At 70.7% G+C, this 26271-nt stretch carries 24 protein-coding genes and 2 pseudogenes; 16 read left to right on the top strand and 10 right to left on the bottom strand.

The annotated features are described in order from the left end of the window. Positions 1 to 39 precede the first annotated feature (39 nt). The 3 genes and pseudogenes from dapD to LVQ62_RS16965 all read left to right on the top strand — a co-directional run bounded on the left by dapD (position 40) and on the right by LVQ62_RS16965 (position 2006). Positions 40 to 968 (top strand): annotated as a pseudogene (dapD, locus tag LVQ62_RS16955) (2,3,4,5-tetrahydropyridine-2,6-dicarboxylate N-succinyltransferase). A gap of 19 nt (positions 969 to 987) precedes the next feature. Then, complete coding sequence (locus tag LVQ62_RS16960) at positions 988 to 1359, top strand: hypothetical protein (protein ID WP_233763336.1); 372 nt, start codon at positions 988 to 990, stop codon at positions 1357 to 1359. Next, positions 1356 to 2006, top strand: coding sequence for a hypothetical protein (locus tag LVQ62_RS16965; protein WP_233763338.1), 651 nt, complete (start codon positions 1356 to 1358; stop codon positions 2004 to 2006). The genes LVQ62_RS16960 and LVQ62_RS16965 overlap by 4 nt, the downstream gene beginning before the upstream one ends. Positions 2007 to 2281: 275 nt before the next feature. Here the strand turns inward: LVQ62_RS16965 and sucD are convergent, their stop codons facing one another. The 3 genes from sucD to LVQ62_RS16980 all read right to left on the bottom strand — a co-directional run bounded on the left by sucD (position 2282) and on the right by LVQ62_RS16980 (position 4865). Then, positions 2282 to 3175, bottom strand: a complete 894-nt coding sequence (sucD, locus tag LVQ62_RS16970) for a succinate--CoA ligase subunit alpha (RefSeq protein ID WP_233763339.1) — start codon at positions 3173 to 3175, stop codon at positions 2282 to 2284. Between the two features lie 26 nt (positions 3176 to 3201). Continuing rightward, on the bottom strand, positions 3202 to 4386 hold the full coding sequence (gene sucC, locus LVQ62_RS16975) for an ADP-forming succinate--CoA ligase subunit beta (protein ID WP_179479282.1): 1185 nt from the start codon (positions 4384 to 4386) through the stop codon (positions 3202 to 3204). A gap of 68 nt (positions 4387 to 4454) precedes the next feature. After that, positions 4455 to 4865 carry a cobalamin B12-binding domain-containing protein gene (locus LVQ62_RS16980; protein ID WP_179479280.1) on the bottom strand — a complete coding sequence of 137 codons (411 nt, stop codon included), beginning with the start codon at positions 4863 to 4865 and terminating at the stop codon, positions 4455 to 4457. 329 nt (positions 4866 to 5194) lie between these two features. On the opposite strand from LVQ62_RS16980, the gene LVQ62_RS16985 reads away from it, so the two are divergent. Then, complete coding sequence (locus LVQ62_RS16985) at positions 5195 to 5893, top strand: M23 family metallopeptidase (protein ID WP_233763341.1); 699 nt, start codon at positions 5195 to 5197, stop codon at positions 5891 to 5893. Here the strand turns inward: LVQ62_RS16985 and pcrA are convergent, their stop codons facing one another. Further along, the gene (pcrA, locus tag LVQ62_RS16990; RefSeq protein ID WP_233763343.1) at positions 5894 to 8311 is read right to left on the bottom strand and encodes a DNA helicase PcrA; all 2418 of its coding nucleotides are present in this window, start codon (positions 8309 to 8311) and stop codon (positions 5894 to 5896) included. Between the two features lie 63 nt (positions 8312 to 8374). On the opposite strand from pcrA, the gene LVQ62_RS16995 reads away from it, so the two are divergent. From LVQ62_RS16995 to LVQ62_RS17030, 8 genes are read left to right on the top strand one after another with little or no spacing between them, the layout of a single operon-like run. Next, the gene (locus LVQ62_RS16995) at positions 8375 to 9256 is read left to right on the top strand and encodes a hypothetical protein (protein ID WP_233763344.1); all 882 of its coding nucleotides are present in this window, start codon (positions 8375 to 8377) and stop codon (positions 9254 to 9256) included. Continuing rightward, on the top strand, positions 9193 to 9648 hold the full coding sequence (locus LVQ62_RS17000; RefSeq protein ID WP_233763346.1) for a hypothetical protein: 456 nt from the start codon (positions 9193 to 9195) through the stop codon (positions 9646 to 9648). The genes LVQ62_RS16995 and LVQ62_RS17000 overlap by 64 nt, the downstream gene beginning before the upstream one ends. Beyond that, positions 9645 to 10403, top strand: a complete 759-nt coding sequence (locus LVQ62_RS17005) for an aspartate/glutamate racemase family protein (protein WP_233763347.1) — start codon at positions 9645 to 9647, stop codon at positions 10401 to 10403. The genes LVQ62_RS17000 and LVQ62_RS17005 overlap by 4 nt, the downstream gene beginning before the upstream one ends. Further along, the gene (locus tag LVQ62_RS17010; protein WP_233763349.1) at positions 10400 to 10924 is read left to right on the top strand and encodes a GNAT family N-acetyltransferase; all 525 of its coding nucleotides are present in this window, start codon (positions 10400 to 10402) and stop codon (positions 10922 to 10924) included. The genes LVQ62_RS17005 and LVQ62_RS17010 overlap by 4 nt, the downstream gene beginning before the upstream one ends. Then, on the top strand, positions 10921 to 12294 hold the full coding sequence (locus LVQ62_RS17015; protein WP_233763351.1) for a serine hydrolase: 1374 nt from the start codon (positions 10921 to 10923) through the stop codon (positions 12292 to 12294). Before LVQ62_RS17010 ends, LVQ62_RS17015 begins: the two co-directional genes overlap by 4 nt. A 9-nt stretch (positions 12295 to 12303) precedes the next feature. After that, positions 12304 to 12939 carry a DedA family protein gene (locus tag LVQ62_RS17020; RefSeq protein ID WP_233763352.1) on the top strand — a complete coding sequence of 212 codons (636 nt, stop codon included), beginning with the start codon at positions 12304 to 12306 and terminating at the stop codon, positions 12937 to 12939. 19 nt (positions 12940 to 12958) lie between these two features. Beyond that, complete coding sequence (locus LVQ62_RS17025; protein WP_233767918.1) at positions 12959 to 13417, top strand: 8-oxo-dGTP diphosphatase; 459 nt, start codon at positions 12959 to 12961, stop codon at positions 13415 to 13417. A gap of 41 nt (positions 13418 to 13458) precedes the next feature. Then, positions 13459 to 14145 carry a 4a-hydroxytetrahydrobiopterin dehydratase gene (locus LVQ62_RS17030; protein WP_233763353.1) on the top strand — a complete coding sequence of 229 codons (687 nt, stop codon included), beginning with the start codon at positions 13459 to 13461 and terminating at the stop codon, positions 14143 to 14145. A 180-nt stretch (positions 14146 to 14325) separates the two neighbouring features. On the opposite strand, the gene LVQ62_RS17035 is transcribed toward LVQ62_RS17030, so the two are convergent. Continuing rightward, on the bottom strand, positions 14326 to 15474 hold the full coding sequence (locus LVQ62_RS17035) for a glycosyltransferase family 4 protein (RefSeq protein ID WP_233763354.1): 1149 nt from the start codon (positions 15472 to 15474) through the stop codon (positions 14326 to 14328). Between the two features lie 251 nt (positions 15475 to 15725). Here LVQ62_RS17035 and LVQ62_RS17040 point away from each other — a divergent pair, with 251 nt between their 5' ends. The 4 genes and pseudogenes from LVQ62_RS17040 to LVQ62_RS17050 all read left to right on the top strand — a co-directional run bounded on the left by LVQ62_RS17040 (position 15726) and on the right by LVQ62_RS17050 (position 19114). After that, the gene (locus LVQ62_RS17040; protein ID WP_233763355.1) at positions 15726 to 17126 is read left to right on the top strand and encodes an HNH endonuclease signature motif containing protein; all 1401 of its coding nucleotides are present in this window, start codon (positions 15726 to 15728) and stop codon (positions 17124 to 17126) included. Between the two features lie 130 nt (positions 17127 to 17256). Then, a pseudogene (locus LVQ62_RS17960) lies at positions 17257 to 17577 on the top strand (PIG-L deacetylase family protein); the annotation flags it as partial. A 227-nt stretch (positions 17578 to 17804) separates the two neighbouring features. Then, positions 17805 to 18017: a hypothetical protein gene (locus LVQ62_RS17965; RefSeq protein WP_370639646.1), complete on the top strand. Its 213-nt coding sequence runs from the start codon at positions 17805 to 17807 to the stop codon at positions 18015 to 18017. Further along, positions 18014 to 19114, top strand: coding sequence for a lysylphosphatidylglycerol synthase transmembrane domain-containing protein (locus LVQ62_RS17050; protein ID WP_233763357.1), 1101 nt, complete (start codon positions 18014 to 18016; stop codon positions 19112 to 19114). The genes LVQ62_RS17965 and LVQ62_RS17050 overlap by 4 nt, the downstream gene beginning before the upstream one ends. 4 nt (positions 19115 to 19118) lie before the next feature. Here the strand turns inward: LVQ62_RS17050 and LVQ62_RS17055 are convergent, their stop codons facing one another. From LVQ62_RS17055 to shc, 5 genes are read right to left on the bottom strand one after another with little or no spacing between them, the layout of a single operon-like run. After that, positions 19119 to 20000 (bottom strand): phosphatase PAP2 family protein, encoded by an 882-nt coding sequence (locus LVQ62_RS17055; RefSeq protein ID WP_233763359.1) that lies wholly within the window; start codon positions 19998 to 20000, stop codon positions 19119 to 19121. Between the two features lie 52 nt (positions 20001 to 20052). Then, positions 20053 to 21864: a 1-deoxy-D-xylulose-5-phosphate synthase gene (locus tag LVQ62_RS17060; protein ID WP_233763361.1), complete on the bottom strand. Its 1812-nt coding sequence runs from the start codon at positions 21862 to 21864 to the stop codon at positions 20053 to 20055. Then, positions 21864 to 22868 (bottom strand): adenosyl-hopene transferase HpnH, encoded by a 1005-nt coding sequence (gene hpnH, locus LVQ62_RS17065; protein ID WP_233763362.1) that lies wholly within the window; start codon positions 22866 to 22868, stop codon positions 21864 to 21866. The genes LVQ62_RS17060 and hpnH overlap by 1 nt, the downstream gene beginning before the upstream one ends. Then, positions 22868 to 24337, bottom strand: coding sequence for a 4-hydroxy-3-methylbut-2-enyl diphosphate reductase (ispH, locus tag LVQ62_RS17070; protein ID WP_233763363.1), 1470 nt, complete (start codon positions 24335 to 24337; stop codon positions 22868 to 22870). Before ispH ends, hpnH begins: the two co-directional genes overlap by 1 nt. After that, positions 24334 to 26271: a squalene--hopene cyclase gene (gene shc / locus LVQ62_RS17075; protein ID WP_233763364.1), complete on the bottom strand. Its 1938-nt coding sequence runs from the start codon at positions 26269 to 26271 to the stop codon at positions 24334 to 24336. The genes ispH and shc overlap by 4 nt, the downstream gene beginning before the upstream one ends.

Below are 26271 nucleotides of genomic sequence, written 5' to 3' on the forward strand. Positions count from 1 at the left end.
ACGGGCTGATACGACAGGTCGCTCACCTACCCTGGGGCCATGACGCGCAGCGCCTGGGGTCATGGCCTCACGACCACGACGTACGACGGCACCGTCCTCGACACCTGGTACCCCACCCCCAGCTCGGTGACGCGCCCGCGGACGACCCGTACTCCACGCCGGCCCGCCTCGCCGCGCTGGCAGGCGACGACATCGCGCGCAGGGTCAAGACCGCGACGGTCTCCACCCAGGTCGACCTGGACGCGCCGCCCGCCGACGTGCCCGACGCGTACCTGCGCCTGCACCTGCTGTCCCACCGGCTCGCGCGGCCGAACTCGATCAACCTGGACGGGCTCTTCGGGGTGCTGTCCAACGTGGTCTGGACCAGCGCGGGTCCCTGCCCCGTCGAGGGGTTCGAGGAGACCCGGATGCGGTTGAAGATCGACGGGCCGGTGCATGTCTACGGCGTCGACAAGTTTCCTCGGATGACCGACTACGTCGTGCCGTCGGGCGTCCGGATCGCCGACGCCGACCGGGTCCGGCTGGGTGCGCACCTGGCGCCGGGCACGACGGTCATGCACGAGGGTTTCTGCAACTTCAACGCCGGCACGCTCGGCACCTCGATGGTGGAGGGTCGCATCGTGCAGGGCGTGGTGGTCGGCGACGGCAGTGACATCGGTGGGGGCGCCTCGATCATGGGCACCCTGTCCGGCGGCGGCAAGGAACGGGTGTCCATCGGCGAGCGCTGTCTCATCGGAGCACAGGCCGGGGTCGGTATCTCCCTCGGCGACGACTGCGTGGTCGAAGCGGGCCTCTACGTCACCGCGGGCACCAAGGTCACTCTCGACGACGACTCGGTCGTCAAGGCCCGCGATCTGTCCGGGCGATCCTCGATGCTCTTCCTGCGCGACTCCACCACCGGCGTCGTCCGATGCCGGGGTCGCCAGGGTCACGGCATCGCCCTCAACGACGTACTGCACCAGAACTGAAAGAGCCACCGTCCCCCACATGCCATTCCGCAAGAAGAAGGATCCGCACGCCCACGACCGCGAGTTCGACGGGTTGTACGACGATCACCTCGACGCCTCACGTGAGCCCGATGACGCGCACGGTTGGGACCACGACGTGGATCCCCACGATCCCGTGGCGCAGTTCGACTTCCACGACGCACCCCGCCGACGGCGCGGCTGCGGGTGGACCGCCGGCTGCCTGGTGCCGATCGTGCTCGTGGCGGCGGTGGCCGGTGGCGCGTACTACGGCTACCAGCATCTGCTGGACAACTTCGGCTCACCCACCTGCCAGTTCACCGCGAACGGCAGCTTCGAATACTCCCCGAACAGGCCGCGAACGCCGCGACCATCGTCGACGTCGGCACGATGAAGCTGGGCCTGGAGCCACGCGCCGCGCAGGTCGCCGTCGCGACCTCGATCACCGAGTCCAAACTGCGCAACCTCACCTACGGCGACCGGGACTCCCTCGGGCTCTTCCAGCAGCGGCCCAGCCAGGGTTGGGGCACCCAGGCCGAGATCCTCGATCCGGTGCAGTCCAGCACCGCCTTCTACAACCGGCTGACCAGCATCGACGGCTGGCAGGCACAGGCCGTCGAGGTCGCGGCGCAGGAGGTGCAGCGCTCGGGGGTTCCCACGGCGTACGCGGACCACGTGTCGGCCGGTCAGGTGCTGACCGCCTCCCTCGACGGCGGCGCACCGGAGAAGGTGACCTGCCGTCTCGACCCGGCCAAGACCTCCACTACCCCCGCGGCGGTGGTGTCGAAGATCGCGAATCAGACGGGTCTGCAGGCGAATGCGGGCACCTCGGACGTCACCTTCCGCGCCCGCAGCACCGACCGCGCCTGGGCTGTCGCCGCGTGGGCGGTGACCCACGCCGACGCCGAGGGCATCACCAGCGTCACCGTCGGTGATCGGGAGTGGAAGCGGCATCGTGGCCGTGACGGCGCGAAGTGGATCGGCGCGAGCAGGTCGGCCGGGTCGGCGACCAGCGTGCGGATCACGCTCGCCGGCCGCTGATCCCCCACGCCGGCCCTCCTTCCGGGCCGCTCGGCCCCGAACGACGCAGCGATCCCCCACGCCCACTCTCGTTTCGGCCCGCTCAGCCCCGAACGACGCGTCCTCACCCTCCCGAGCCCGCATCTTGGCCCGCTCAGCCCCAGACGAGCAGCGATCCCCCACGCCCACCGCTCGTTTCGGCCCGCTCAGCCCCGAACACGCAAGCCCAGATGCACGACGGCCGGTCACCCCGCGGGGTGACCGGCCGACTGCATCCTCACCGTGCGTGAGTCGCCTTACTTGGCAAGGCCCTTCATGATCTCGCGCATCAGGTCGGCGGTCGCGGACGGCGTCTTGCCGACCTTCACGCCCGCTGCCTCGAGGGCCTCCTGCTTGGCCGCCGCGGTGCCGGACGATCCGGAGACGATGGCGCCGGCGTGGCCCATCGTCTTGCCCTCCGGTGCGGTGAAACCGGCCACGTAGCCGACGACCGGCTTGGTGACGTGGTCCTTGATGTACGCCGCGGCGCGCTCCTCGGCGTCGCCGCCGATCTCGCCGATCATCACGATGGCGTCGGTCTCGTCGTCCTTCTCGAACGCCTCGAGGCAGTCGATGTGGGTGGTGCCGATGATCGGGTCGCCGCCGACGCCGACCGCGCTGGAGAAGCCGAACTCCCGCAGCTCGTACATCATCTGGTAGGTGAGCGTGCCCGACTTGGACACCAGACCGATGCGACCCGCCCCCGCGATGTCCGCGGGGATGATGCCGGCGTTGGACTTCCCGGGGCTGATGAGACCGGGGCAGTTCGGCCCGACGATGCGGGTGGTGCCCGATGCCTCGGCGTGCGCGTAGAACTCCGCGGTGTCCTTGACGGCGATGCCCTCGGTGATCACGACGACCAGTGGCATGGCGGCGTCGATGGCCTCCACGACGGCGGCGCGCGCGAAGGCCGGCGGCACGAAGACGACGGACACGTCGGCGCCCGTCTCCTTCATCGCCTCGGCGACCGTGCCGAAGACCGGCACGCTCCTGCCACCGTCGAACTCGACCTGCTGACCCGCCTTGCGCGGGTTGACGCCGCCGACGATCGAGGTGCCCGAGGCCAGCATCCGGGTGGTGTGCTTCATGCCCTCTGAGCCGGTCATGCCCTGCACGACGACCTTGGAGTCGGCGTTCAAAAAGATTGCCATTAGGAGTGTTCCGTCCTCTACGTCAGTCAGCGTGCGGCGAGCTCGGCGGCCTTGGCCGCGGCGCCGTCCATGGTCTCTTCGATGGTCACCAGCGGGTGGTTGCGGTCGGCCAGGATGCGCCGACCCTCCACCACGTTGTTGCCGTCGAGGCGTACGACGAGCGGCTTGGTGGCGCCGTCACCGAGGGTGTCGAGCGCGCCGACGATGCCGTTGGCGACCGCGTCGCACGCCGTGATGCCGCCGAAGACGTTCACGAAGACGCTCTTGACCTGCGGGTCGCCCAGGATGATGCCGAGGCCGTTGGCCATCACCTCGGCCGACGCACCGCCACCGATGTCCAGGAAGTTCGCGGGCTTGGGGTGCGCGCCGGCGGGGTTGGTGACCTTCTCGCCGGCGTACGCCACGACGTCCAGGGTCGACATGACCAGGCCCGCGCCGTTGCCGATGATGCCGACGTCGCCGTCGAGCTTGACGTAGTTGAGGCCCTTCTCGTGCGCCTGCGCCTCGAGCGGGTCGGCAGCCGACCGGTCCTGCAGCGCCTGGTGGTCCGGGTGACGGAAGTCGGCGTTGTCGTCGAGGGTCACCTTGCCGTCGAGGGCGACGATCGCGCCGTCGGCGGTCTGCACGAGCGGGTTGACCTCGACCAGCGTCGCGTCCTCGTCGCGGTAGACCTCCCACAGCTTCTGGAGCACGGGCGCGACCTTGGCGCCGGTCTCCTCGTCGAACCGGGCGGCCTGGACGATCTCGCGTGCCTTGGCCTCGTCGATGCCCACGATGGGGTCGACGGCGATTCGCGCGAGTGCGTCGGGCCGCTCGACGGCGAGCTGCTCGATCTCCATGCCGCCCTCGACCGAGCACATCGCCAGGTAGGTGCGGTTGGAGCGGTCCAACAGCACGGAGAAGTAGTACTCGTGCTCGATCTGGGCGCCCTGAGCGATCATCACGGTGCCCACGGTGTGGCCCTTAATGTCCATGCCGAGGATCTGCTCGGCGTACGTCGTGGCCTCGGCCGGCGTCTTGGCGACCTTCACGCCGCCGGCCTTGCCGCGCCCGCCGGTCTTGACCTGCGCCTTGACGACGGTGACTCCACCGCCACCGATCTCCTGGGCGACCTGCTCGGCCTGCGCCGCGTCGGTGATGGTTTTGCCCGCGAGCACCGGCACGCCGTGTGCCTCGAACATGTCGCGCGCCTGGAATTCGAACAGATCCACGTCTGAGCCGTCCTCAACGTCCTAGAAAATATGCCGCCTCGGACTGTATCCCCGCGCAGGGGTGGTGCTCAGGCGACCCCGACGTGCGCACGCACCCAGCCGACGATCTCGCCGGTGGTGGCGCCGGGCGTGAAGACGGTGGCGACCCCGAGCTCCGCCAGCTGCGGGATGTCCTCCTCGGGGATGATCCCGCCGCCGAACACCACGATGTCCTGCGCGTCGCGGTCCTTCAGCAGGGCCGTCACCTTCGCGAACAGCGTCATGTGCGCTCCGGAGAGCACGGACAGACCCACGGCGTCCGCGTCCTCCTGGATCGCGGCCTCCACGATCTGCTCCGGGGTCTGGTGCAGCCCGGTGTAGATGACTTCCATACCGGCGTCCCGCAGGGCCCGGGCGACGACTTTGGCTCCGCGGTCGTGCCCGTCGAGCCCGGGTTTGGCGACGACGATCCGCAGTGGGCGATCACTTGTGGTGGTCATCCGCGCAGCGTAGCGGCGCGCCCGCGCGGGGAGTGAGACGCATCTCACCACCGTTATCCACAGCCTCGATTTCAGGTCACGGAAAGGTCACGATACGGTCAAAACGCGTCTTGGCCGGACGATGTCCTGCGGCGCACGCCCGACTGGAGTTCAGCCCCGGGCCTCGAATGAGGAAGTAGAACAACGTGAGTCGTGCTGTCGGTCGGCGTCGTGCAGGTGCCCCCTCGACCGCTGCCCCCTCCCCACGGACGGGAGCGCACCGCCACGCCTCGTCGCGGCTGGTCAGCCGGGTCACCCTCCCGTCCGCTGCTGCCATCACGGTCACCGTGGTGGCGGTCGGCGCCGCCGGCGCCTCGACGATCGACTCGGGCACGGCGCCCGCGATGTCGCTGGGTGACCGCGTCGCCGTCGCGGCGGCCACCTCACGAGCCACGGCCTCACAGCCCGGACCGAATCACGCCGATCTGCTGCGCGATGCGCGACCGGTGTCGCGCTCCACCGTCCGCAGCACCCCTGCGCCGCCGAGCACGCCCAGCAGCAAGGCCACTGCGAAGCCGACGCCTCGGCGCACGGCCGCTCCCTCCAGGCTCGCTGCGAAGCGCGCCGCGAAGCCGGCCGCCAAGGCCCAGCCAGTGCTCAGCCCGTGGACCTGCCCGATCGCCGGCTGCGGTGGCAGGTTCACCTCGCCCTTCGGCGGCCGCTGGGGCACGCAGCACCTGGGCGACGACTTCGCCACCCCGGTCGGCACCCCGCTGCACGCACTGCACGACGCCACCGTGGTCGCGGTGGGCCCCTACGGCGGGATGGGCAGCCGGGTCGAGCTCGACCTCGGTGACGGTGTCCACGCCGTCTACGCGCACATGTCCTACATCGCCGTCAGCGTCGGCGAGCGCCTCTCGATGGGCGAGGTAGTCGGCCGGTCCGGCAACACCGGTCACTCCACCGGTCCGCACCTGCACCTGGAGATCCACCTGAACGGCACGCCGGTCGACCCGGCGCCGTGGCTGAAGGCGCACCACATCTTCTAGTCACAACTTCGTCACGGGCGCGTAGCGCAGCAGGAGCCGCTTGACCCCGGTGTCCCCGCCGAAGTCGATGTGCGCCATCGAGCGCTCGCCCTGCCCCTCGACACGGATGACCGTGCCGAGCCCGAACGAGTCGTGGGTGACCCGGTCGCCGGCGTCCAGTGAGATGACCGGCCGGTTGCCGGGGCTTCGTACGCCCGGCCGTGCGGCCAGACGCGCCACCGCCGGCGTCGAGGACGGCCTGGTCGACGTCGTCTGCACCCGCGCCCATTCGATGAGGTGGCCGGGGATCTCGTCCAGGAAGCGCGACGGCGGGTTGTACTGCGGCGCACCCCAGGCCGAGCGCACCTCCGCCCGCGACAGGTGCAGTCGCTCGCGCGCCCGGGTGATGCCGACGTACGCCAGACGGCGCTCCTCCTCCAACTCCTGCGGATCGCCGAGCGCGCGCAGGTGCGGGAAGGTGCCGTCCTCCATGCCGGTCAGGAAGACGACCGGGAACTCCAGACCCTTCGCAGTGTGCAGGGTCATCAGCGTGATGACGCCCTGGTCCTCGACGTCGTCGGGGATCTCGTCGCTGTCGGCGACCAGAGAGACCTGCTCGAGGAAGTCCTCCAGAGAGCCTTCCGGGTAGTTGTCGTCGAACTCCCTTCCGACGGCTACGAGTTCGGCCAGGTTCTCGACGCGGGTCTCGTCCTGCGGGTCGTGACTGGCGCGCAACTCGGCGAGGTAACCCGAGCGGTCGAGGATCGCCTCGAGCAGCTCGCCGACGCCGCCGGCCGACTGGTGGGTGGTCTGCAGGCCCTCCAGCAGAGTGGTGAACGCCTGGATCGCGGTGACCGACCGCGTGGCGATCCCGGGCGCGTCCGCGGCCTGTCCCAGCGCGGCGACGAACGGGATGCGCTCACGCTCGGCGAGCGCGCTCACGCACGCCTCGGCACGGTCGCCGATCCCCCGCTTGGGCACGTTGAGGATCCGGCGCAGATTGACCGTGTCGAGCGGGTTGGACACCACTCGCAGGTAGGCGAGCGCGTCCTTGACCTCGCGGCGTTCGTAGAAGCGGGTGCCGCCCACGATCTTGTAGGGCAGCCCGACGCGGACGAACACCTCCTCGATCGCTCTGGACTGGGCGTTGGTGCGGTAGAACACCGCGATGTCCTTGGGCTTGACGCCCTGCTCGTCCCCGAGCACGTCGATGGTGCGCGCGACGAACGCGGCCTCGTCGTGCTCGGAGTCCGCGACGTACCCCACGATCGCGGCACCGTCGCCGGAGCTGGTCCACAGGTTCTTCGGCCGGCGGTCGGGATTCTTGGCGATCACCGAGTTGGCGGCCGCCAGGATGTTCTGGGTGGAGCGGTAGTTCTGCTCCAGCAGGATCGTGCGCGCGTCGGGGTAGTCCTGCTCGAACTCCACGATGTTGCGGATCGTCGCGCCCCGGAAGGCGTAGATCGACTGGTCGGCGTCGCCGACGACGCACAGCTGCGCGGGCGGGACATCTGCCGGGCCGGAACCGCTGCGTTCTTGCGACCCCACAAGCTCTTTCACCAGCGTGTACTGCGCGTGGTTGGTGTCCTGGTACTCATCGACCAGCACGTGCCGGAAGCGGCGCCGGTAGTGCTCGGCGACGTCCGGGAACGCCTGCAGGATGTTGACGGTCATCATGATGATGTCGTCGAAGTCCAGGGCGTTGGCCTGCCGCAGGCGGCGCTGGTAGGACGCGTACGCCTCGGCCACCATGCGGTCCTGGTGGCTGCCCTCGGCGACGCGCGCGGCGTAGGACTCCTCGTCGACCAGTTCGTTCTTGAGGTTGCTGACCTGGTGGGTGAAGGAGCGCGGCGGGTAGCGCTTGATGTCCAGGTCGAGGTCGCGCAGCACCAGCGCCATCAGCCGCTGGCTGTCGGCGGCGTCGTAGATGGAGAACGTCGACTTCAGCCCGACCTTGGTGGCCTCCCGGCGCAGGATGCGCACGCACGCGGAGTGGAAGGTGGAGACCCACATCGCCCGGGCGGCCGGGCCGACGAGGGTCTCGACGCGCTCGCGCATCTCGGCGGCGGCCTTGTTGGTGAAGGTGATCGCGAGGATCTGCCCCGGCTGGGCGCCGCGCTCGGCGAGCAGGTAGCCGATCCGGTGAGCCAGCACCCTGGTCTTGCCGGAGCCGGCGCCGGCCACGATCAGCAGTGGTGGCCCGTGGTGCAGGACAGCCTCACGCTGCTGCGGATTGAGCCCCTCGAGCAGTTGCTCGCCGGTCAGGCGACCCGGACCGGCGTTCGCCCCGGTCCCGGTCGGCGACAGGCTCGCCCAGGTGGGCACCCCGCGTTCGTCGACGTCGCGCGATCGGTCGGGGACGGCCGCCACGGGTGCCGTGGCAGCCGCCTGCGACGGGGACATTCCGGGCAGGGGGAGGTCGTCGAACAGGCTGCTCATCTCGCCGCTCAGGATACGTGCCGCCACCGACCGCCCCCTCGGCCCGCGGTTAGGCTGCCGCCCATGCCGAAAACCCCTAGCGCGGCCGACCGGCTGCTCGCCGGTCAGGAGTTCGCACCCGTCGTCCTCGGTGGTGACCGGCTCGGCTACAGCCTGGCGCGGTCCTTCGACCTCGGCTACGGCTACCGCACGCTCGTGGTCTCCACGATGCTCGGCGGACCGATCGCCCACAGCTCCCTGATCGATCACCACATCGTGCCGAGCCTGCAGGACCCGGAGGGGCTGGTCACCGAGTTGCGCGCGCTCGCGACCCGGATCGGGCCGGAGAAGAAGCTGCTGCTCGCGACGACCGACCACGTGGTGAGCGTGCTGGCGCGCATCAAGCACCGGCTGGAGGATCTCTACGTCATCCCGTACGCCGAGCCGGAGCTGATCGACCGCCTGAGCCGCAAGGAGAACTTCGCGGACCTGTGCGCCGAGCTGGACATCCCGCACCCGCAGACCGTGGTCTACGACGTCGGCGAGCGCTCCGACCTCACGCGGGCGATGGCGGCCCTCACCTTCCCGGTGATCGCCAAGCCCTCCAACGCCGAGGCGTACGCCGCCGTCACCTTCCCGGGCAAGAAGAAGGTGCACTCGGCCGCCGACGCCGCCGAGTTGCGGGCGCTGATCGACGCGCTGCACGGCGCCGGCTACCGCGACAAGTTCATCCTGCAGGACGTCATCCCCGGCGACGACCAGGGCATGCGGCTGCTCACCTGCTACGTCGACAAGCAGGGTCAGGTGAAGTTCGCGGCGTACGGCCGGGTGCTGCTGGAGGAGCACTCCCCGAGACGCTCGGCATCCCCGCGGCGATCCTCACCGGCACCGACCACGAGGCCGTGGCGCACGCGACCCGGCTGCTGGAGCACGTGGGGTGGCGCGGTTACGCCAACTTCGACATGAAGTTCGACCCGCGCACGGGCAGGACGGTCTTCTTCGAGCTCAACCCGCGGCTCGGCGGGACGTCGTTCTACATCACCGCGGCCGGTTTCAACACCGTGCAGCTCTACGTCGACGAATGGGTGCGCGGGCAGGACCTGTCCGACCGACCGATGCTCGAGGCGAGCCACGAACACGTCTTCACCGCGATCCCGCTGCGGCTGCTGCAGCGCTACGTGACCGACCCTGCGGTGCGCCCCTCCTTCGACCGGGCCGTGAAGGCCGGTGAGGTGACCAACCCGTGGTTCTACAAGGCCGAGCGCCACCCGCGGCGCTGGGCATGGATCGCGGCCAACCAGGCCAACTACGTGCGCAAGTACCGCGAGCACTACCCCGAGCCGAAGGCCCTGGTATGACGGCGCTCCCGCCCGACCTGCGCGTCGACGCCGATCCGGCGTGGTCGCAGCCGGTGGTGGGCGTGATCGGCGGACTCGGACCGGCCGCCACCGCGCTCTTCCTGAAGCTGGTGGTCGACCTCACCCCGGCCGTTCGCGATCAGGATCACCTCGATCTGGTGGTGCTCGACCACAGCACGACAGCGGACCGGACGGCGTACATCCTCGACCCGGACCACGCCACCGATCCCGGTCCCGGCCTGGCGCGCGACGCGACCCGATTGGCCGCTCTCGGAGCGGCATTCGTGTCGATCCCGTGCAACACCGCGCACCATTTCGTCGACGAAATCACCGCCGCGAGCGGCCTCCCGGTCGTCGACGTGGTCGAGGAGACCGCCCGTGCCGCCGCCGAGGCCGCGGGTGGGGCCGGCGTCGCCGTGCTCGCCACCGACGGCACCCGCGCTGCCGGGGTCTACCAGCGGGCGCTGCAGCGGCTCGGGGCCGACGTCGTGCTGCCGTCGGACGAGCAGCAGAAGCTGGTCATGTCCGTCATCTACGACGGAGTGAAGGCAGGCGGACCGGTGGACGTCGAGGGGTTGCTCGGTGTGGTCGAGCAACTGCGCGCCGACGGTGCCGGTGTCGTGGTGATGGGCTGCACCGAGCTGTCCGTGGTCTACGACGACCAGGGGTGGCGCGAGCGCGCCGACATCGTGGACTCGGTCGAGACGCTGGCTCGCGCGACGGTGCTGCGCGCCGGCCGTACGCCGCGCCGGTGATCGAGCTCGTCCGGCCGACCGTCGAGCTGGCCGAAGCGTGGCGGGCGAGCGCGGGCGACTTCCCGGCTGGTGCCGTTCTGCACGGATACGGGCTGCCGCTCGACCACGACGAGTTCCTCTCACGCACAACCGATTCCGAGATCGTGCGGTACTTCACGGACGCGGAATGCGGTGTCGGGCTGCCCGACGGTTGGGTGCCGTGCACGACGTACTGGATCGTCGACGACTCCGCGCCCGACGTCGTCCTCGGGTCGCTCGCGCTGCGGCATCACATCGAGACGGACTTCCTGCGCGAGTTCGGAGGCCACATCGGCTACGGAGTGCGCCCGTCCGCCCGGGGCACCGGCGTCGCGTCCGCGGCCCTGCGCGCAGCACTGCTCCGGGCCGCCGCGCTCGGCATCGCGCGGGTCCTGCTGACCTGCGACGAGGACAACATCGCCTCGCGGCGCACCATCGAGGGCTGCGGGGGCGTCTTCGAGCGGATGGCCGGCGTCCGCCGCCGCTACTGGATCGCGACGTGAGCCTGCCCGACACCGTCCGCAACCTGCTGGACGCCGAACTCGATGCCGCACACGGATCGTCGCGGTGCCCGTCGATCGCGGCGGCGCTCTTCCGACAGGGCGACGTCGTCTGGTCAGGGGCGTGCGGCCGGGTCACCGGGCGCCCGGGCGGTGCGCTCGCGACGCCCGACACGGCGTACCGGATCGGCTCGATCACCAAGACCCTGACGGCCATCGGAGTGCTGCAGCAGGTGGCGGCCGGACGTGTCTCCCTGGACGACCCGGTCGGTCGAGTGCTGACCGAGCTGCCGCCCGAGATCGGCTCCGTCACCGTGCGAGCACTCCTCACCCACGGCTCAGGCCTGCTCGCCGAGCCCGTGGGTCCCTGGTGGGAACGCAGCCCGGGTCGCAGGTGGGAGCAACTGGTCTCCCGACTGCGACTCAACGACGATCTGATCGGGCGATTCCACTACTCCAACACCGGTTTCGCGATCCTCGGCGAATTGACAGCGCGGCTGGGCGGTCGGTCGTGGTGGGACCTGGTGCGCGACAACATCCTCCTGCCGCTGGGCATGGACCGCACGACGTACGACGCCGGGCCGGGCTCCGCACCGGGCCTTGCCGTGCACCCGGACGCCGACCTGCTGCACGCCGAGCCCGCCCACGACAGCGGTGCCATGGCGCCCGCCGGTCAGCTGTGGTCCACGGTCGGCGATCTCGCGCGGCTCGGGATGTTCCTCGCCGACGGTGCACCCGACGTGGTGGACGACACCGTGCGCCACCGGATGCAGGTGCCGGCGCTGGTCGACGACGTGCCGGGCCGATCGTGGTCGCGTGCCTACGGTTTCGGCCTCGACGTGATCGCCCGGGGTGCTGTGCGGTACGTCGGGCACGGCGGGTCGATGCCCGGGTTCGTAGGCGCCGTACGGGTGGATGCCCGACGGGGCGTCGGCGTCGCCGTCCTCTGCAACTCCACGGTCGGCTTCGGCGACACGCTGGCGACCTCGTTGCTCGACGTGGCCGACCAGGTGCCCTCGACGCGAGCGGCGGCGGCTCCGACGGCCCCTGCAGACACGGACACGGCCGCCGAGGACATCGGGGGTCGCTGGTACTGGGGGCCACGGCCCTACCGCCTGCGAGCCCTGCGTGGCGGCGAGCTCGAGCTGGCGCCGGACGGCGGTGGGCGCGGGTCCCGGTTCGTGCCCAGCGGACCCAACACCTGGACCGGGCTGGACGAGTACTTCGCCGGCGAGCGGCTGCGGATGCACCGCCGAGACGCGGGACCCCCGCACCCGCCGTACCTCGACCTCGGCACCTTCCGCTTCACCCGCGCCCCGTACGATCCGGACTGTGACATCCCCGGCGGCACCGACCCCGCCGGTTGGCACTGAGGGGCGCGCGTGCAGCACTGGCTGACCACCATCCCGCCCCTCGTGGTGCTGCTGCTGGTGGGACTCGTGGTCTTCGTAGAGAGCATCGGTGTGCCGTTCCCCGGCGAGATCGTGCTGGTCGCCGCCGCACTGGCGGCCTCCCAGCACAAGATCTCCGCCGGACCGTTCGCGATCGCGCTCGCCGCCGTCCTGGGTGCTGCCATCGGCGACTCCATCGGTTACGGCCTGGGTCATCGCTACGGCGACCGGCTCTTCGGCTGGTTGGAACGCCGCTTCCCCAAACACGTCAACGCCGATGTGCTGGCGTACGCCGAGCACGTCTTCCAGCGGTACGGCGTGGTCGCGGTCTTCCTCGGCCGGTTCGTGGCGCTGCTGCGTATCTTCGCCGGCCCGTTGTCCGGATCGCTGAGGATGCACTACACGCGCTTCCTGCCCGCCAACGTGCTGGGCGCGATCTGCTGGGCGGGCGGGACGGCGTACCTCGTCTACTACCTGGGGGCAGCGGCCGAGACGTATCTGAAGAACTTCTCCTACGCCGGCCTGGCCGTCGCCGTCTTCCTCGGCATCATCGCCTCCACGCTGCTGCGCCGCCGACTGGAGCGCAACGTGCAGGAGTACGCCGAGCTGCGCCGCGCCGCCGATTGACGCCCTCGCCGTGATCGCGATGTGCCTGATGCTGCTGCGGCGAGGCGGGGATCTGCTGCTCGGCGAGAAGTTGACCGGTTTCGGTGCCGGCCGGGTCGTCGCACCGGGCGGTCACGTGGAGCCCGGCGAGTCGCCCCTGGCCGCCGCCGTGCGCGAGACGCACGAGGAGACCGGACTCGCCGTCCACGACGCCACGCTGTGTGCCCGCCTCGAATTCGCCTTCCCCGCCCGACCCGCATGGGATCTGCGGTTGGAGGTCTTCACCAGCACGACGCACACCGGCGCGCTCACCCCGAGCTCGGAGCTGGCCCCGTGGTGGTGCCCCGTGCGGGGTCTGCCGCTGGACCGGATGTGGGACGACGACCGCTACTGGTTGGCGCGCGTCCTGGGCGGCGAACGTCTGCAGGGCAGGTTCGTCTACGCGCCCGACAACGAGACCGTGCAGCACGCCGACCTGCACCCCCTCGATCCCACCTGAGGGGCAGCTCCCCACAGCTACCCGGACAGAAGGTGACTTCAGTGAACGACAACACCGAGACCCAGCCCGACCCGAAGCACACGCTGACGGAAGGGGAGGTGGAGCGTGAAGGCCTGCCCGACTGGCGGATGCTGATCGACCGGCTGCATGCCAGCTTCGACACGGGCGACTTCGTCACCGCGGTCGGGCTCGTGGACGCCATCGGACGGGTCGCCGAGGAGATGGACCACCATCCAGACCTCGACCTGGCCTACGGCCGGCTCGACGTCCGGCTCATCAGTCACGACGTCGACGGGGTGACCTCGCGCGATGTGGCAGTGGCCCGGGCAATCAGCGAATCGGCCCGGGCCGCGGGAGCCACCCCGCACCCGGAGCGCACCAGCGTGCTCGAACTCGCCCTGGATTCGGCCGACGAGGCCGAGATCAGGCCGTTCTGGGCGGCCCTGCTCGACTACGACACGGTGCAGGCCTGGGGCGAGATCCAGCTGCACGACGCCACCGGGCGTCGCGCGTCGATCTGGTTCCAGCCCACCGAAGCCCACGACGTGCCGCGCCAGCGCTGGCACCTCGACCTCCGCATCCCCCCTGAGGTGGTGCACGACCGGATCGCCGCCGCCATCGAGGCGGGGGGCGAGCTGGTCGACGACACCGCGGCGCCGGCGTTCTGGGTGCTCGCCGACCCGCAGGGCAACCGCGCGTGCCTCACCACCTGGCAGGGCCGCGAGTAGGTCAGCCGGTGACGCCCAGTGCGGTGGTCACCGGTGAGGGCGTGGGCGGCTGGCCGGGGTTCGCGGCTGACGAACAGTCGGTATAGAGCTTCGGGTCGGGTGCGCTGTCCGGCGACAGTGACGATCGGTTGTGAGCGATGCGCAAACGAGACCTGGATACGTCGATGCCGTCTTCGGCGGTCAGCGGGTGGCGATCTGCAGATCGCGGCGCCGGCGCTCCAGCCGTTGTGCTCGTCGGTACTCCGCGGTGACCAGTTCGACCACCGACGGCCAGGACTCGAGCGGCTGCTGCGCCGTGTTGTGCTCGGTGATCCGTCGCCGCAGCCGGTCGTCACTCGCCAGGCGGACCAGCGCCTCGACCATCCCCAGGTCGTCGCCCGCGAGCAACCCGTTGACGCCGTGTGCGATGAACGTCGAGACCCCACTGCGACGCGGTGCCACGACCGGCAGCCCCGTCGTACGCGCCTCCAGGGCGGCGATCCCGAACGCCTCGAAGGTGGCTGGCGAGATGTAGACGTCCGAGGCGAGGTATCGCTCGCGCAGCTGCTCGCGAGTCATCCGACCCGGAGCGTTGAACCACTCCCCCGCATCGAGTTCGGCGGCCCGCCGCTCCAACCGGGGCCGCAGCTCGCCGTCGCCCAGGATCTCCAGGCGTACGTCGCGCTCCGGCACCCGCCGGCGTACCTCGTCCACCAGTTCCAGCAGGGCCAGCGGTCGCTTACGACGTGACAGGCGCATGGCCGAGATCATTCGGATCACCCCGTCGTCCTCACGAGTGCCGGGCGCCCAGTCGGATCCCTCGATACCGTTGGGCAACAGGTGCACCGGGTACCCCGGACCCGCCATCCGCTGAATCGGCGCCGCCGCGACGGTGGACACTGCAGAAAGCGCCGCGCCTCGCGCGCCCCACCGACGGACGTACCCGGTGAGCCCGATCCAGTCCGCGGAGCGGCCGTGCACCGAGTGCCAGGTGACCGCGGTCGGCAGTCCGAGACCCTGCGTCACCCGCACGCAATCCATCGCGAACGGACTGACGACGCCCATGTGCGCATGTCCGACATCGAAACGGCCCGCCTGCAGCATGTGCCGCAGGGTGCGCGGCGCGAAGGGGTTGATCGGGAAGTCCTTCGGCAGCGTGATCGCGAGCCGGTGCACGGGGATCCCGTCCAGCCGGTCGGTACCGATGCGCAGGTGCGCGGGACCGATGGTCGCGGTGAAGACCTCCACCTCATGGCCGGCCGCCTGCAGATGACGTGCCAGATCATGCACCTGCACCTCGATCCCTCCGAGCCGGGGCAGATAACAGTCCGACAGGAGAGCCACCTTCACGCCGCCCACGATCCCATGCGCCCGTCAACTGCCCGGCTGATACCAATCGCCCAGGCGTGTTTCAACCGGTTTGCTGCGGGTGTGGATGAACCTGGAATCCGCACCGCAAGCGGAGGGGGATGTGGATAACCGAGGCTCGAATAGTCAACATTGACAGAGTAATTCGCCAAATCTAAACTTGCTAATGGTATCGAACACGTGTATGATTGAGAGATACGGACGACCTGAACATCAGCACTCGAGGAGGGGCCATGGCGCAGTCGACCAGCGACACGCGAATGCCTGCGCCTCCGGGAACTGGTGCCCGGCTGATGACCCGTTTGAAGGAGTTCACCGCCGATCTGGAGCAGTGGCCCGAGGCGTTGTGGCAGTTGGACGAAGCAGCCCTGGGTGAGGTAGTCGGGGGGATGCTGCGGATCACGGCTCGTGCGGAGAACGTCGCCGCGCTGGCCACCGCCGACGCCCTCGGTCGTGGGACCGTCGCCAACTCCACCGCCACCGGCGCCCCCGCCTGGGTCGCCCGGCAGGCCGCGGGTGTCGACCCCGTCGTGGGGCGCCGGGTCGGCGTCGTCGGGGTGGACTGCGCCGACCCCCGCAACCGGGTCGTCGCCGATGCCCTGGCCGATGGGTCTGCGAGTGTGCCGGTCGCCGCGGCCGCGTTGCGGGAAGTGCCCAGAATCCTCCCCCAACTCCCGACCGCGGACCGCGATGACCTGCTGGGTCGCTACCTCTCCCTGTCCGATCACGGCTGGCGGACTCTGCGGGAGCTCAGCACCCGCATCCTCGGCCAATACGCCCCCGAGAGGCTCGTGCGAGACGAAGAGCGCCAGCAGGACTGCGAGTCGGTGTTCTGGGCCGACCTACCGTCTGGGTTGACCCGGTTCGTGGCCGAACTCTCGAGCGGTCACGCCGCGATGGTCAAGCACGCCCTGCGTGCCTTGTCCGCACCCGCGCCCGCGGAAACTGAGGCCGACAACGGTGGACGAGACATTCGCACCCCGGCCAAACGACGCGCGGACGCCCTGGTGCGCCTGGTCGACACCGCGGCCGGGGTGCTCGACGGCACCGCCCCGCGGCCGGTCGGAGAGTTCGGCGGGACCGCCAAGATCCTGGTCACGCTCGATTACAACACCCTCTACGAGGGTCTTCGCGAGGCGGGCCAGCTCAGCGAACACAGTTCAGCAGGCTGCGGATTCGCATCGACGTACCTGCCAGGCATCGGACGCACCACCGACGGCGAGCACCTCGACGCCGGCACTCTGCGCCGACTCGCCTGCGACGCCGACCTGATTCCAGTCGTTCTGGGTGGTGAGTCCGAACCCTTGGACGTCGGACGGGCCAAACGCCTCTTCACCGGTGGGCTCAGAACGGCGATCATCCATCGGGATCAGCACTGCACCTTTCCCGGTTGCGACCGACCACCGGACTGGTGCGATGCACATCATGTGAGGCCCTGGTGGGCCGGCGGCGAAACGAGACTCACCAACGCAGCACTGCTCTGCGCCCGCCACCACACCATCGTGCACCGCGATCTGCTCATCGCCACCGCCACACCCACCGGCGTCACCTGGAACCTCACCCCAGGACTCATGCCCACCCGACCCGGCCGTGAACCAGCAGCCACCCGCGGCGGACACGCCCACATCACCTGAGGCGCAGCTTCCTCCCGGGCCGCCTGCAGGCCGCACGGAACCGCATGCGACAGGATGGTCGGCGATGTCGCACACTCTCGTGGTCTTCCACGCCCATCCGGACGACGAGGCGCTGCTGACCTCGGGGACGATGGCGAAGGCGGCGGCCGCGGGTCACCGCGTCGTCCTCGTCGTGGCCACCGACGGCGACCTGGGGCTCGCCGCCTCGTCCTACCGCTCTGACGGGAGACAGCTCGGCGGCGTCCGGATGCGGGAGTTGCAGGAGTCGGCGCGGGCGCTCGGTGTGGCGCGGACCGTGCACCTCGGGTACGCCGACTCCGGCAGCGGGCCGCTGCTGTACGACGATCTGCCTGGTGCCACACGGTTCGCGCGGGCCGACGTCGAGGAGGCCGCGGGCAGGCTGGCGGACATCCTGCGCGAGGAGCACGCGGACGTGCTCCTGACCTACGACGCCGCCGGCGGCTACGGCCACCGCGACCACGTCCAGGTGCACCACGTGGGCGCACGCGCAGCCGAGATGGCCCACACCGCACGGGTTCTGCAGGCCACCGTGCCACGCGACCTGCTCGTCCTCGGTATCCGCCTGGTGTCGCGCCTGCACCGCTTCCCCGCGGACTTCGACATCGCCTCGTACGAGCGGGCCTACTCCCCCGCTCCGCGATCACCCACCGGATCCGCGTGCACCGCGAGATCGCCGCGAAGCGCGCATCGATGCGGGCCCACGCCTCGCAGGCGACCGCGGACGACGGCGACCGCACGCTCGGGCTCTTCCTGCGCATCCCCCGCCCGCTCTACGACCTGGTCTTCGGCTGGGAGTGGTACGTCGACCCGGCGCGACGAGGCGGACACGGGCAGGTCTCCCACGACATCTTCGAGGGGCTGCCCCGGTGAGCACGACTCCCGATTCCCATCGCCCGACGGTCACCCGGAACCAGGTGCTGAACGGCGTCCTCGGGATGACGATGGCCGGGCTGCTGCTCGGCTTCGGGCTGCCGCTGGTCGCGCAGACGGGCTGGCATCAGATCGGGATCCACCTGTCGCACCTGGGTGCCCTCGGCGCGCTGGAGCTCTTCGGCCTCGTGGTGCTCGGCCTCTGGTGTTACACCTTCACCCTCACCGGCTCGCTGCCCGGCCTCAGCCATCCCAAGGCATTGATCATCAACGTCTGCGGGTCGTCGGTGTCCAACCTGCTTCCGGGTGGCGGAGCGGTCGGGATGGCCGCGACGTACTTCATCGCGCGCAGCTGGGGCTTCACCCGCCGCAACATCTCCACCTCGATCATCGTCAGCGCGGTCTGGAACGTGCTCGCCCGGCTCGCCATGCCGCTCATCGGTCTCGCGGTGGTCTCCACGTCGCAGAACGCGCTGCCCGGACCGGTGCGCACCGCCGCGTTGTACGGCGGGGTCATCGGGCTCGTGCTGCTGCTCGGCTTCATCGTGGTGCTCATCAGTCCCGTCCTCACCCTGCGCCTCGGCCGGTTCCTCGACGCGCACGCGGCAGCCCGCATCGCCCGCCTGCGTCGTGGTGAGCAGCGCGGCGTGCGCCCGAACCTGACCGCTCTGCTCGGTGATCAGCGCACGCGGCTCGCCGTGGTCACCACGACCGGCTGGTTCCCGATGACGTTCGGCGTGGTCGCCTTCCTGGGCATCTACTTCGTGCTCTTCTGGCGCACCATGTCCGCGGTCGGGGTCGACCTGCCGGTTGCCGACCTGTTCGCGGCGTACGCGCTCGGCCGGCTGCTCACCGCGGTCGGTGTCACCCCGGGGGGCCTCGGCATCAGCGAGGCCGGGACACTCGCGGTGCTGGTCGCGTGGGGCGCCGACAAGCCGGCCGCGGCCGCAGGGGTGCTGGTCTTCGCGATCTTCTCCCACCTGCTGGAGGTGCCGCTGGGGGCCATCGGCTGGGCGGCGTGGTGGTCGATGCCGAAGGTCGACCCGCCGCAGGACGTCGCCGACGAGCGCGATGCCCTGCCCGATCAGCTGCGGTGACGCCTCACACCAGGTAGCGCCGGGCGACCTGGGAGAACCAGCCGTAGACCACCACGGTCCCCGCGGCGACCAGAGCCACCGCGGTCATGCCCAGCACGAGGTCACGCAGCCCGTGCACCGTCGGTTGAGCGCCCCATGCCAGGAAGAGGCAACTGACCAGCGCGATCCCGCCGATCACCAACCAGATGGCCAGACCGGGCCCTATTGAGCGGACCGGACGGCTCGGCGTACGCGGTGCGCGCCCCAGCCGACCGTGGTCGACGGTGTGCGCCACAGCGAGCGCCACGCCCGCCCAGGCCAGGCAGACGGCGAGCGCGGCGAGCACGTCACCGGGGTGGTGCCAGTGGCCGACCACCGTGCCCGCCCCGAAGAAGAATCCCGCGGCCGCGCACACCGGCAGGACGCACCACTGCCACGCGACCGGCAACACCATGAGCACGGCCAGCGAGATGGAGATGCCCACGGTGGCATGACCGCTCGGCATGCTGTTGGCGACGTCGCCGGGCAGCTCGTGGATGACGTGCGCCTTGAGCAGCTGGGTCGTCACGGTCGCACCGCCGATGAGCACGATCGCGCCGACGGCGAGCCCGATCCTGCGTCGGCTCAACGCCACGGCCGCGACCAGGATGCCCGCGAGGGCGACGCTCGTGACGGAGACCTGCTGCAGCCGGTCCTCGATGTTGTAGAAGAGCCACGGCGGTCCGCCGAGGGCGAACTCCATCTTGTAGTCGAATTTAGCGCCCGTGCGGTTGCGCACCAGCAGCATCACCAGCACGACGATCGCGACGACCGCGACGCCCACCATCGCAGCGGCGGGACGCCAGGGCGACGTGCGAGGTCGGGGCGGCGTCTGCTGCCCCGTAGGGCGCATGGTGGATGCGCTCATCCATTCAGTATGCCGACCGCGCCTGGCCGGCACCTGTGATGCCACCAGATGGTCACGCCTGCAGGGCGCGCAGGCGGACCGCGTCCGACCGCAGGCCGGGCCAGCAGGAGGACTGCACCAGCCGGACGACGTGCGCGACGTCGATGCCCCGCTCACGGAGCAGGTCCTCGCGCTCTCCGACGCCGATGAACCGGGCCTCGTGTCCGACCGTGAGCACCTTGGTGCTGCAGCCCATCTGTTGCAACCGGTCGCGCAGTGCGGAGCCCGGACCGGCCGGGGCCGCGTTGTCCTCCAGGGTCACCACCAGCCGGTGCTCAGCAGCCATCGTGACGAGTTCGGGGGCGAGCGGATGGACCCACCGCGGGTCGACGACCGTGACCGCGACGCCCGTCGCCTCCAGCCGGTCGGCGGCATCCAGGGCGACGGCCGCCAGGGGCCCGGTGCTGACGAGCAGGACGTCGCCGTCCCCGGCGCGACGGCGCAGCACGTCGACCGGGCCGAACCGGCAGATCGCACCCACCGGCGCGGGCGCCTCACCCTTGGGGAACCGCACCACGCTCGGGCCGCCGTCTTCGGCGACCGCCTCGCGCAACAGGTCGCGCAACCGCAGGGCGTCACGGGGCGCCGCGACCCGGATGCCCGGCACGAGACCCATCATCGACACGTCCCAGATGCCGTGGTGCGAGGCGCCGTCCGGCCCGGTGATGCCCGCCCGGTCCAGCACGAAGGTCACCGGCAGCCGATGCAGGGCGACGTCCATGAGGACCTGGTCGAACGCCCGGTTGAGGAAGGTGGAGTAGATGGCGACCACGGGGTGCAGTCCGCCCGTCGCGAGACCGGCGGCCGAGGTGACCGCGTGCTGCTCGGCGATGCCGACGTCGAAGGTGCGGTGCGGGAAGCGGGTGCCGAACGGCAGCAGACCGGTCGGGCGACGCATGGCCGCGGTCACCGCGACGACGTCTGCCCGGTCCTCGCCGATGGCGACGAGCTCTGTGGCGAACGCATCGGTCCAACGGGTTCCACGCGGCCGCACGGTCGCCGTCAGCGCCGGCGGTGGGGCCGGCGACACCGTGTGCAGGCAGTCCGCCTCGTCCTGCTCGGCCGCGTCGTAGCCGGCGCCCTTGCGGGTCACGACGTGCAGCACGGTGGGGCCGGGACGGCGGCGTACGGCCCGCAGGCTCCGCTCGAGCGCCGTGATGTCGTGACCGTCCACCGGGCCGGTGTAGCGCAGTCCCAGAGTCTCGAAGAGATTGGACCCCGCCGAACCGTCCCGCAGCGCCGCCAGGTGGCGGGCGAGCGCGCCGACCGTCGGCTCGTAGGACCGGCCGTTGTCGTTGAGCACGACCAGCACGTTGCGGCCGGACCCGCCGATGTTGTTCAGGGCCTCCCAGGCCATCCCGCCGGTCATCGCGCCGTCGCCGATCACCGCCACGACCCAGCGTCGGCAGCCGGTGAGCTCGTGCGCCTTGGCCAGGCCGTCGGCGTACGACAGCGAGGTGGAGGCGTGGGAGTTCTCGACGATGTCGTGTTCGCTCTCGCGGCGGGACGGGTATCCGCTCAGGCCGTCGGCGACCCGCAAGGACTCCAGATCGACGGCCCGCCCGGTCAGCATCTTGTGCACGTAGGCCTGGTGCCCGGTGTCCCAGACGATCGGCTCCCGCGGCGAGTCGAACGCCCGGTGCAGGGCGATGGTGACCTCGACGACGCCGAGATTGGGACCGAGATGCCCTCCCGTGCGGGTGACCACGTCGACCAGCCGCTCGCGTACCTCGGCGGCGAGGCCGGGAAGTGATCGCGCGTCGAGCGCCCGCACGTCGGCCGGCGAGGTGATCCGGTCCAGCAGTCCGGTGCGACGCGCGGGCATCACGCCACCGCGGCGCGCAGTGTCTGACGCAGCGAACCCATCGTCGCGACGACCGCCGTCGGCTCGTAACCGCAGTGCGCCATGCAGTTCGCGCACCGCTCGTCCTTACCGCGGCCGAACGCCTCCCAGTCGGTGTCCTCGATCAGTTCCTTGTACGTCGAGACGTAGCCGTCGTCGAGCAGGTAGCACGGCCGCTGCCATCCCTTGAGGGAGTAGGAGGGGATCGCCCAGGGCGTGCACTCGAAGTCGACCTTGCCCTCCAGGAAGTCCAGGAAGAGCGGGGAGTGGTTGAGCCGCCACTTCTTGCGGCGTCCCTCGCCGAACGCCTCGGTGAACAGCGCCCGGGTCTCCTCCACGCCGAGGAAGCCTTCCTGGTCGGGTGCTTTCCAGTAGGCGTACCCCGGGGCGACCTGCATGTTGTCGACCTTGATCTCGTCGTTGAGGTAGTCCAGGACGTCGATGACGTCCTGCGGCGAGTCGCTGTTGAACACGGTGGTGTTGGTCATCACGCGGAAGCCGCGCGACTGCACGAGCTTGATGGCGTCGATGGCCGCCTCGAAGCCGCCCTCCTTGCTGACCGACGCGTCGTGCCGCTCCTTCATGCCGTCGACGTGCACCATCCACGAGAAGTCCGGGTGCGGGGTGAACTTGTCGATGTGCCGGGCCATCAGCAGCGCATTGGTGCACAGGAAGACGATCTTCTTGCGGTCCAGCAGCTGCTGGACGATCTCGTGGATCTGCGGGTGCATGAGTGGCTCTCCCCCGGCGATGGAGACCATCGGGGCACCGCTCTCCTCGATCGCGGCGACGGCCTGCTCGACCGGCATCCGCTGTTTGAGCAGCGCGGCCGGCTCCTGGATCTTGCCGCAGCCGGTGCACTTGAGGTTGCAGGCGAAGAGCGGTTCGAGCTCGACGAGCAGCGGGAACTTCTCTCGTCCGCGCAGCTTCTGCTCGGCGAGGTAGCGCCCGAGACGTAGCGACTGGCGCAGGGGCATGGAAGGCATCAGCTGACCTCTCGTGGAAGGGTGAACTGCACGTGCTCGTCGACGACGGAGGACTCCGCCGCCTCGACCGCGCCCAGCCCGGACAATGCGTGCACCAACTCATCGACCAGCGACGGAGGCGCGGAGGCGCCGGCCGTGATGCCGACCCGGCGAGCGCCGCGCAGCCAGGCCAGATCGACCTCGGTGGCGTCCTCGACCAAATGCGCGGGCGTGCCCGCCGCCTCGGCGACCTCCACGAGCCGGCGGGAGTTGGAGGAGTTCAGCGAGCCGACCACCAGCACCAGCTCGGTGTCGGCGGCGACGGCCCGCACCGCCTGCTGACGGTTGCTGGTCGCGTAACAGATGTCGTCCCGGGCCGGCGCCCGCAGCGCGGGGAAGCGGTCGCGCAGCACCCGCGCCGACTCCTGCGCCTCCTCGACGGCCAGCGTGGTCTGCATGACGTACGAGACCCGGTCGGGTCGGGGCGCCTGCACCCGGGCGGCCTCGTCGGGGTTGTCGACGACGACGACGTTCTCAGGCGCTTCCCCGCGGGTCCCGACGACCTCCTCGTGATCGGCGTGCCCGATCAGGAAGACGGTGCTGCCGGGAGCGGCGAAACGGCGTACCTCCGTGTGCACCTTGGCCACCAGGGGGCAGGTCGCGTCGATCACCACGAGGTCGCGCTCGCGGGCCTGCTGCCGCACGGACGGCGCCACCCCATGGGCGGCCAGCACGGTCACCGCGCCGCGCGGTATCTCCTCGACCTCCTGCACGAAGATCGCGCCCTTGCGCTGCAGATCGTGGACCACGTGGGCGTTGTGCACGATCTGCCGGCGCACGTAGACCGGCGCACCGTGGGACTGCAGAGCCCGGTCGACGATCTCGATCGCCCGCTCCACACCGGCGCAGAACGACCGCGGCCCGGCGAGCAGGACGTCGCGGTCGAGGGTGGCGTCGTACCACTCGCGCAGCACCGGCGCGGCCTCGCGCAGGGCCCGCAGCGCGGCGACGCCTCGCAGTGCCGTGCCCGGGTGGCGAAGCGGCTGCTCGGTCCCGTCGACGATCGCGCGCACCACCGTCAGGGGGCGCGCGCCGAGCTGCCGCGCGAGGTAACCGGACTCCGTGTCGACGGCCAGGGCGCCGGTGCGCGCGGCGAGCGCGGCGCGGTCGGGTCCGTCGACGACGTGATCGACGGAGGCGATGGGCCCGACGTGCACGGTGAGCCCCCGTCGGCGCAGCGCACCGGCCACCAGAGGGGCTGCGGGACAGTCGTATCCGTCGCCGTCGAGCAGCACCCGGTCGGCCACCACGACGTGACCGGCGCGGACACCGGGGACGAGACCGCCGGCCACCCCGGCGAGGAGTGTCGGGCCGTCGGGCGACGTCGGCGCGACCCGGGGCCCGCGACCCGCGACGTGAATCGGCCGTCCGACCCGGGCGCCCAGGGCGACCCGTTCGATCCGCAACGCGGTGGCGATGCCGGCCGTCATGCCGGCCCACCCCCGACGTACCGACCCAGGGCCCAGATCGGGAAGATGAGCCGGTAGAGCCCGTAGTTGATGTAGAAGTCGCCCGGGAAACCGGTGCCGGTGTACAGGTCTTCGTCCCAGGTGCCGTCGGCGCGTTGGGTGCCGGCCAGGTAGGCGATGCCGCGCTCGACCACACCCCCACCGTCGTCCGCCTTACCGGCGGCGACCAGCGCCATCAGCGCCCACGCGGTCTGGGAGGCGGTGGAGGCACCGCGCCCGATCCAGTCCGGATCGCGGTAGGACCGCAGGTCCTCGCCCCACCCGCCGTCGGCGTTCTGGTGCTCCCCCAGCCAGCGCACACTCGCGCGAATGGCGTTGTGGTCGGCGGGGATACCTGCGGCGACCAATGCCGGTACGACGGCGCCCGTGCCGTACACGTGGTTCGCACCCCAGCGCCCGAACCACGAACCGTCGGGCTCCTGATGCTCCAGCAACCAGGCCACGCCGCGGAGGCAGCGCTCCCCCCGGGCGCGTCCCTCCACGGCGAGCATCTCCACCACGTGGGCCGTCACGTCCGCCGACGGTGGGTCGATCACGGCACCGAAGTCGCAGAACGGCAGGTGGGTGGCCAGCGTGCGGGTGTTGTCGGCGTCGAAGGCGCCCCAGCCGCCATCCTTCGACTGCATACCGGCCGTCCACGCGATACCCCTGTCCACCCCGCGGCGCAGCAGGGTGGGCCGGTTGCTGCCGACCCGGCGCAGCGCCATCACCACCTCGGCGCCGTCGTCGACATCCGGGTAGACGTCGTTGGCGAACTCGAAAGCCCAACCGCCGGACGGGATCCCGGGCCGGCGTATCTGCCAGTCACCGTCGCCGGTGATCTGCTCACGGGCCAGCCAGTCCGCGGCACGTCGGACCCGCGCGTCGTCGCCGCTGATACCGGAGTCCAGTAGCGCGTTGACCGCGAGGGCGGTGTCCCAGACCGGCGACTGGCACGCCTCGACCCGGCGGATCGGTCCCTCGTCGGTGTCCTCCGTGATGACGAAGCCCTCCAGCCCGTCGACCGCGGCCCGCAGCACGGGATGCTCCAGCGGGTAGCCGAGCAGATGCAGCGCGAGGATCGAGTAGACCCACGGCGGCTGGATGCCGCCCCATCCCCCGTCGGCCTCCTGACGCGCGATGATCCACTCCGCCGCCCTGCGCATCGCCCCGGTGCGCAGCTGCCGCAGCGGCCGCTTGGCGTACGCGTGCAGGAGGACGTCGGCGCGTTGGAACGCGCCCCCGACGGTGCTCCACGGGGCGAACGCCTCCGGCTCCGCACCGGTGCGGAGCTCGTCGATGGCGAAGGGCAGCGGGCGCCGCGGCCGCAGCGTGCAGACGACGGTGAGCGGCACGATCGTCTGTCGGGCCCAGCAACCCCAGTCGTAGACGTTCAGCGGGAACCACCGGGGCAGGTGGATGAGCTCCGGAGGCAGGTTCGGCAGGTCGCGCCAGTCCCACAGCCCGAAGAGGGCGAGCCAGATGCGGGTGAAGACCCGGGAGCGCTCGACGCCGCCCTGGGCGCGGACGAACTGCTGTGCGCGCAGCATGTGCGGGGCGGTCGCCTGGTCGCCCGCGATCCGCAGGGCGACCCATGCCTCGACGGTGGTGTCGAGATCACCGGGCCCTCCGAAGAAGGTCGCCCAGGTGCCGTCCTCGCGCTGCTGGGACCGGATCCACCGTGCGCTCTGGTCGCGGGTCTCGGCCGTCGCGATCCCGAGGAATTCGCGCAACATCATGTCCTCGGCGTCCATGGTGACGTTGGTCGCCAGATCGCCCTTCCACCAACCCTGTTCGTGCTGAAGGCTGCTCAGATGGGCGATCGCCGCGTCCAGAGCGGCGCGCGCGGCCGACCGCGGGTCCGAGGTGGCGTCGACGTCACCTGCCACGGAGCCGGACGCGAGCACGGGGGTCAT

It is taken from the genome of Allobranchiibius sp. GilTou73 (genome assembly GCF_021391335.1).
GTDB classification, from domain to species: Bacteria; Actinomycetota; Actinomycetes; order Actinomycetales; family Dermatophilaceae; genus Allobranchiibius; species Allobranchiibius huperziae.

Excerpts from the sequence above, each read along its gene's own strand:
- LVQ62_RS17060 (WP_233763361.1), bottom strand. The coding sequence starts at position 21,864 with ATGCCCGCGCGTCGCACCGGACTGCTGGACCGGATCACCTCGCCGGCC.
- LVQ62_RS17055 (WP_233763359.1), bottom strand. The coding sequence starts at position 20,000 with ATGAGCGCATCCACCATGCGCCCTACGGGGCAGCAGACGCCGCCCCGA.
- LVQ62_RS16980 (WP_179479280.1), bottom strand. The coding sequence starts at position 4,865 with ATGACCACCACAAGTGATCGCCCACTGCGGATCGTCGTCGCCAAACCC.
- LVQ62_RS16960 (WP_233763336.1), top strand. The coding sequence starts at position 988 with ATGCCATTCCGCAAGAAGAAGGATCCGCACGCCCACGACCGCGAGTTC.
- shc (WP_233763364.1), bottom strand. The coding sequence starts at position 26,271 with ATGACCCCCGTGCTCGCGTCCGGCTCCGTGGCAGGTGACGTCGACGCC.
- LVQ62_RS16965 (WP_233763338.1), top strand. The coding sequence starts at position 1,356 with ATGAAGCTGGGCCTGGAGCCACGCGCCGCGCAGGTCGCCGTCGCGACC.
- LVQ62_RS17025 (WP_233767918.1), top strand. The coding sequence starts at position 12,959 with ATGTGCCTGATGCTGCTGCGGCGAGGCGGGGATCTGCTGCTCGGCGAG.
- ispH (WP_233763363.1), bottom strand. The coding sequence starts at position 24,337 with ATGACGGCCGGCATCGCCACCGCGTTGCGGATCGAACGGGTCGCCCTG.
- LVQ62_RS17040 (WP_233763355.1), top strand. The coding sequence starts at position 15,726 with ATGGCGCAGTCGACCAGCGACACGCGAATGCCTGCGCCTCCGGGAACT.
- sucD (WP_233763339.1), bottom strand. The coding sequence starts at position 3,175 with ATGGCAATCTTTTTGAACGCCGACTCCAAGGTCGTCGTGCAGGGCATG.
- pcrA (WP_233763343.1), bottom strand. The coding sequence starts at position 8,311 with ATGAGCAGCCTGTTCGACGACCTCCCCCTGCCCGGAATGTCCCCGTCG.
- hpnH (WP_233763362.1), bottom strand. The coding sequence starts at position 22,868 with ATGCCTTCCATGCCCCTGCGCCAGTCGCTACGTCTCGGGCGCTACCTC.
- LVQ62_RS16995 (WP_233763344.1), top strand. The coding sequence starts at position 8,375 with ATGCCGAAAACCCCTAGCGCGGCCGACCGGCTGCTCGCCGGTCAGGAG.
- LVQ62_RS17005 (WP_233763347.1), top strand. The coding sequence starts at position 9,645 with ATGACGGCGCTCCCGCCCGACCTGCGCGTCGACGCCGATCCGGCGTGG.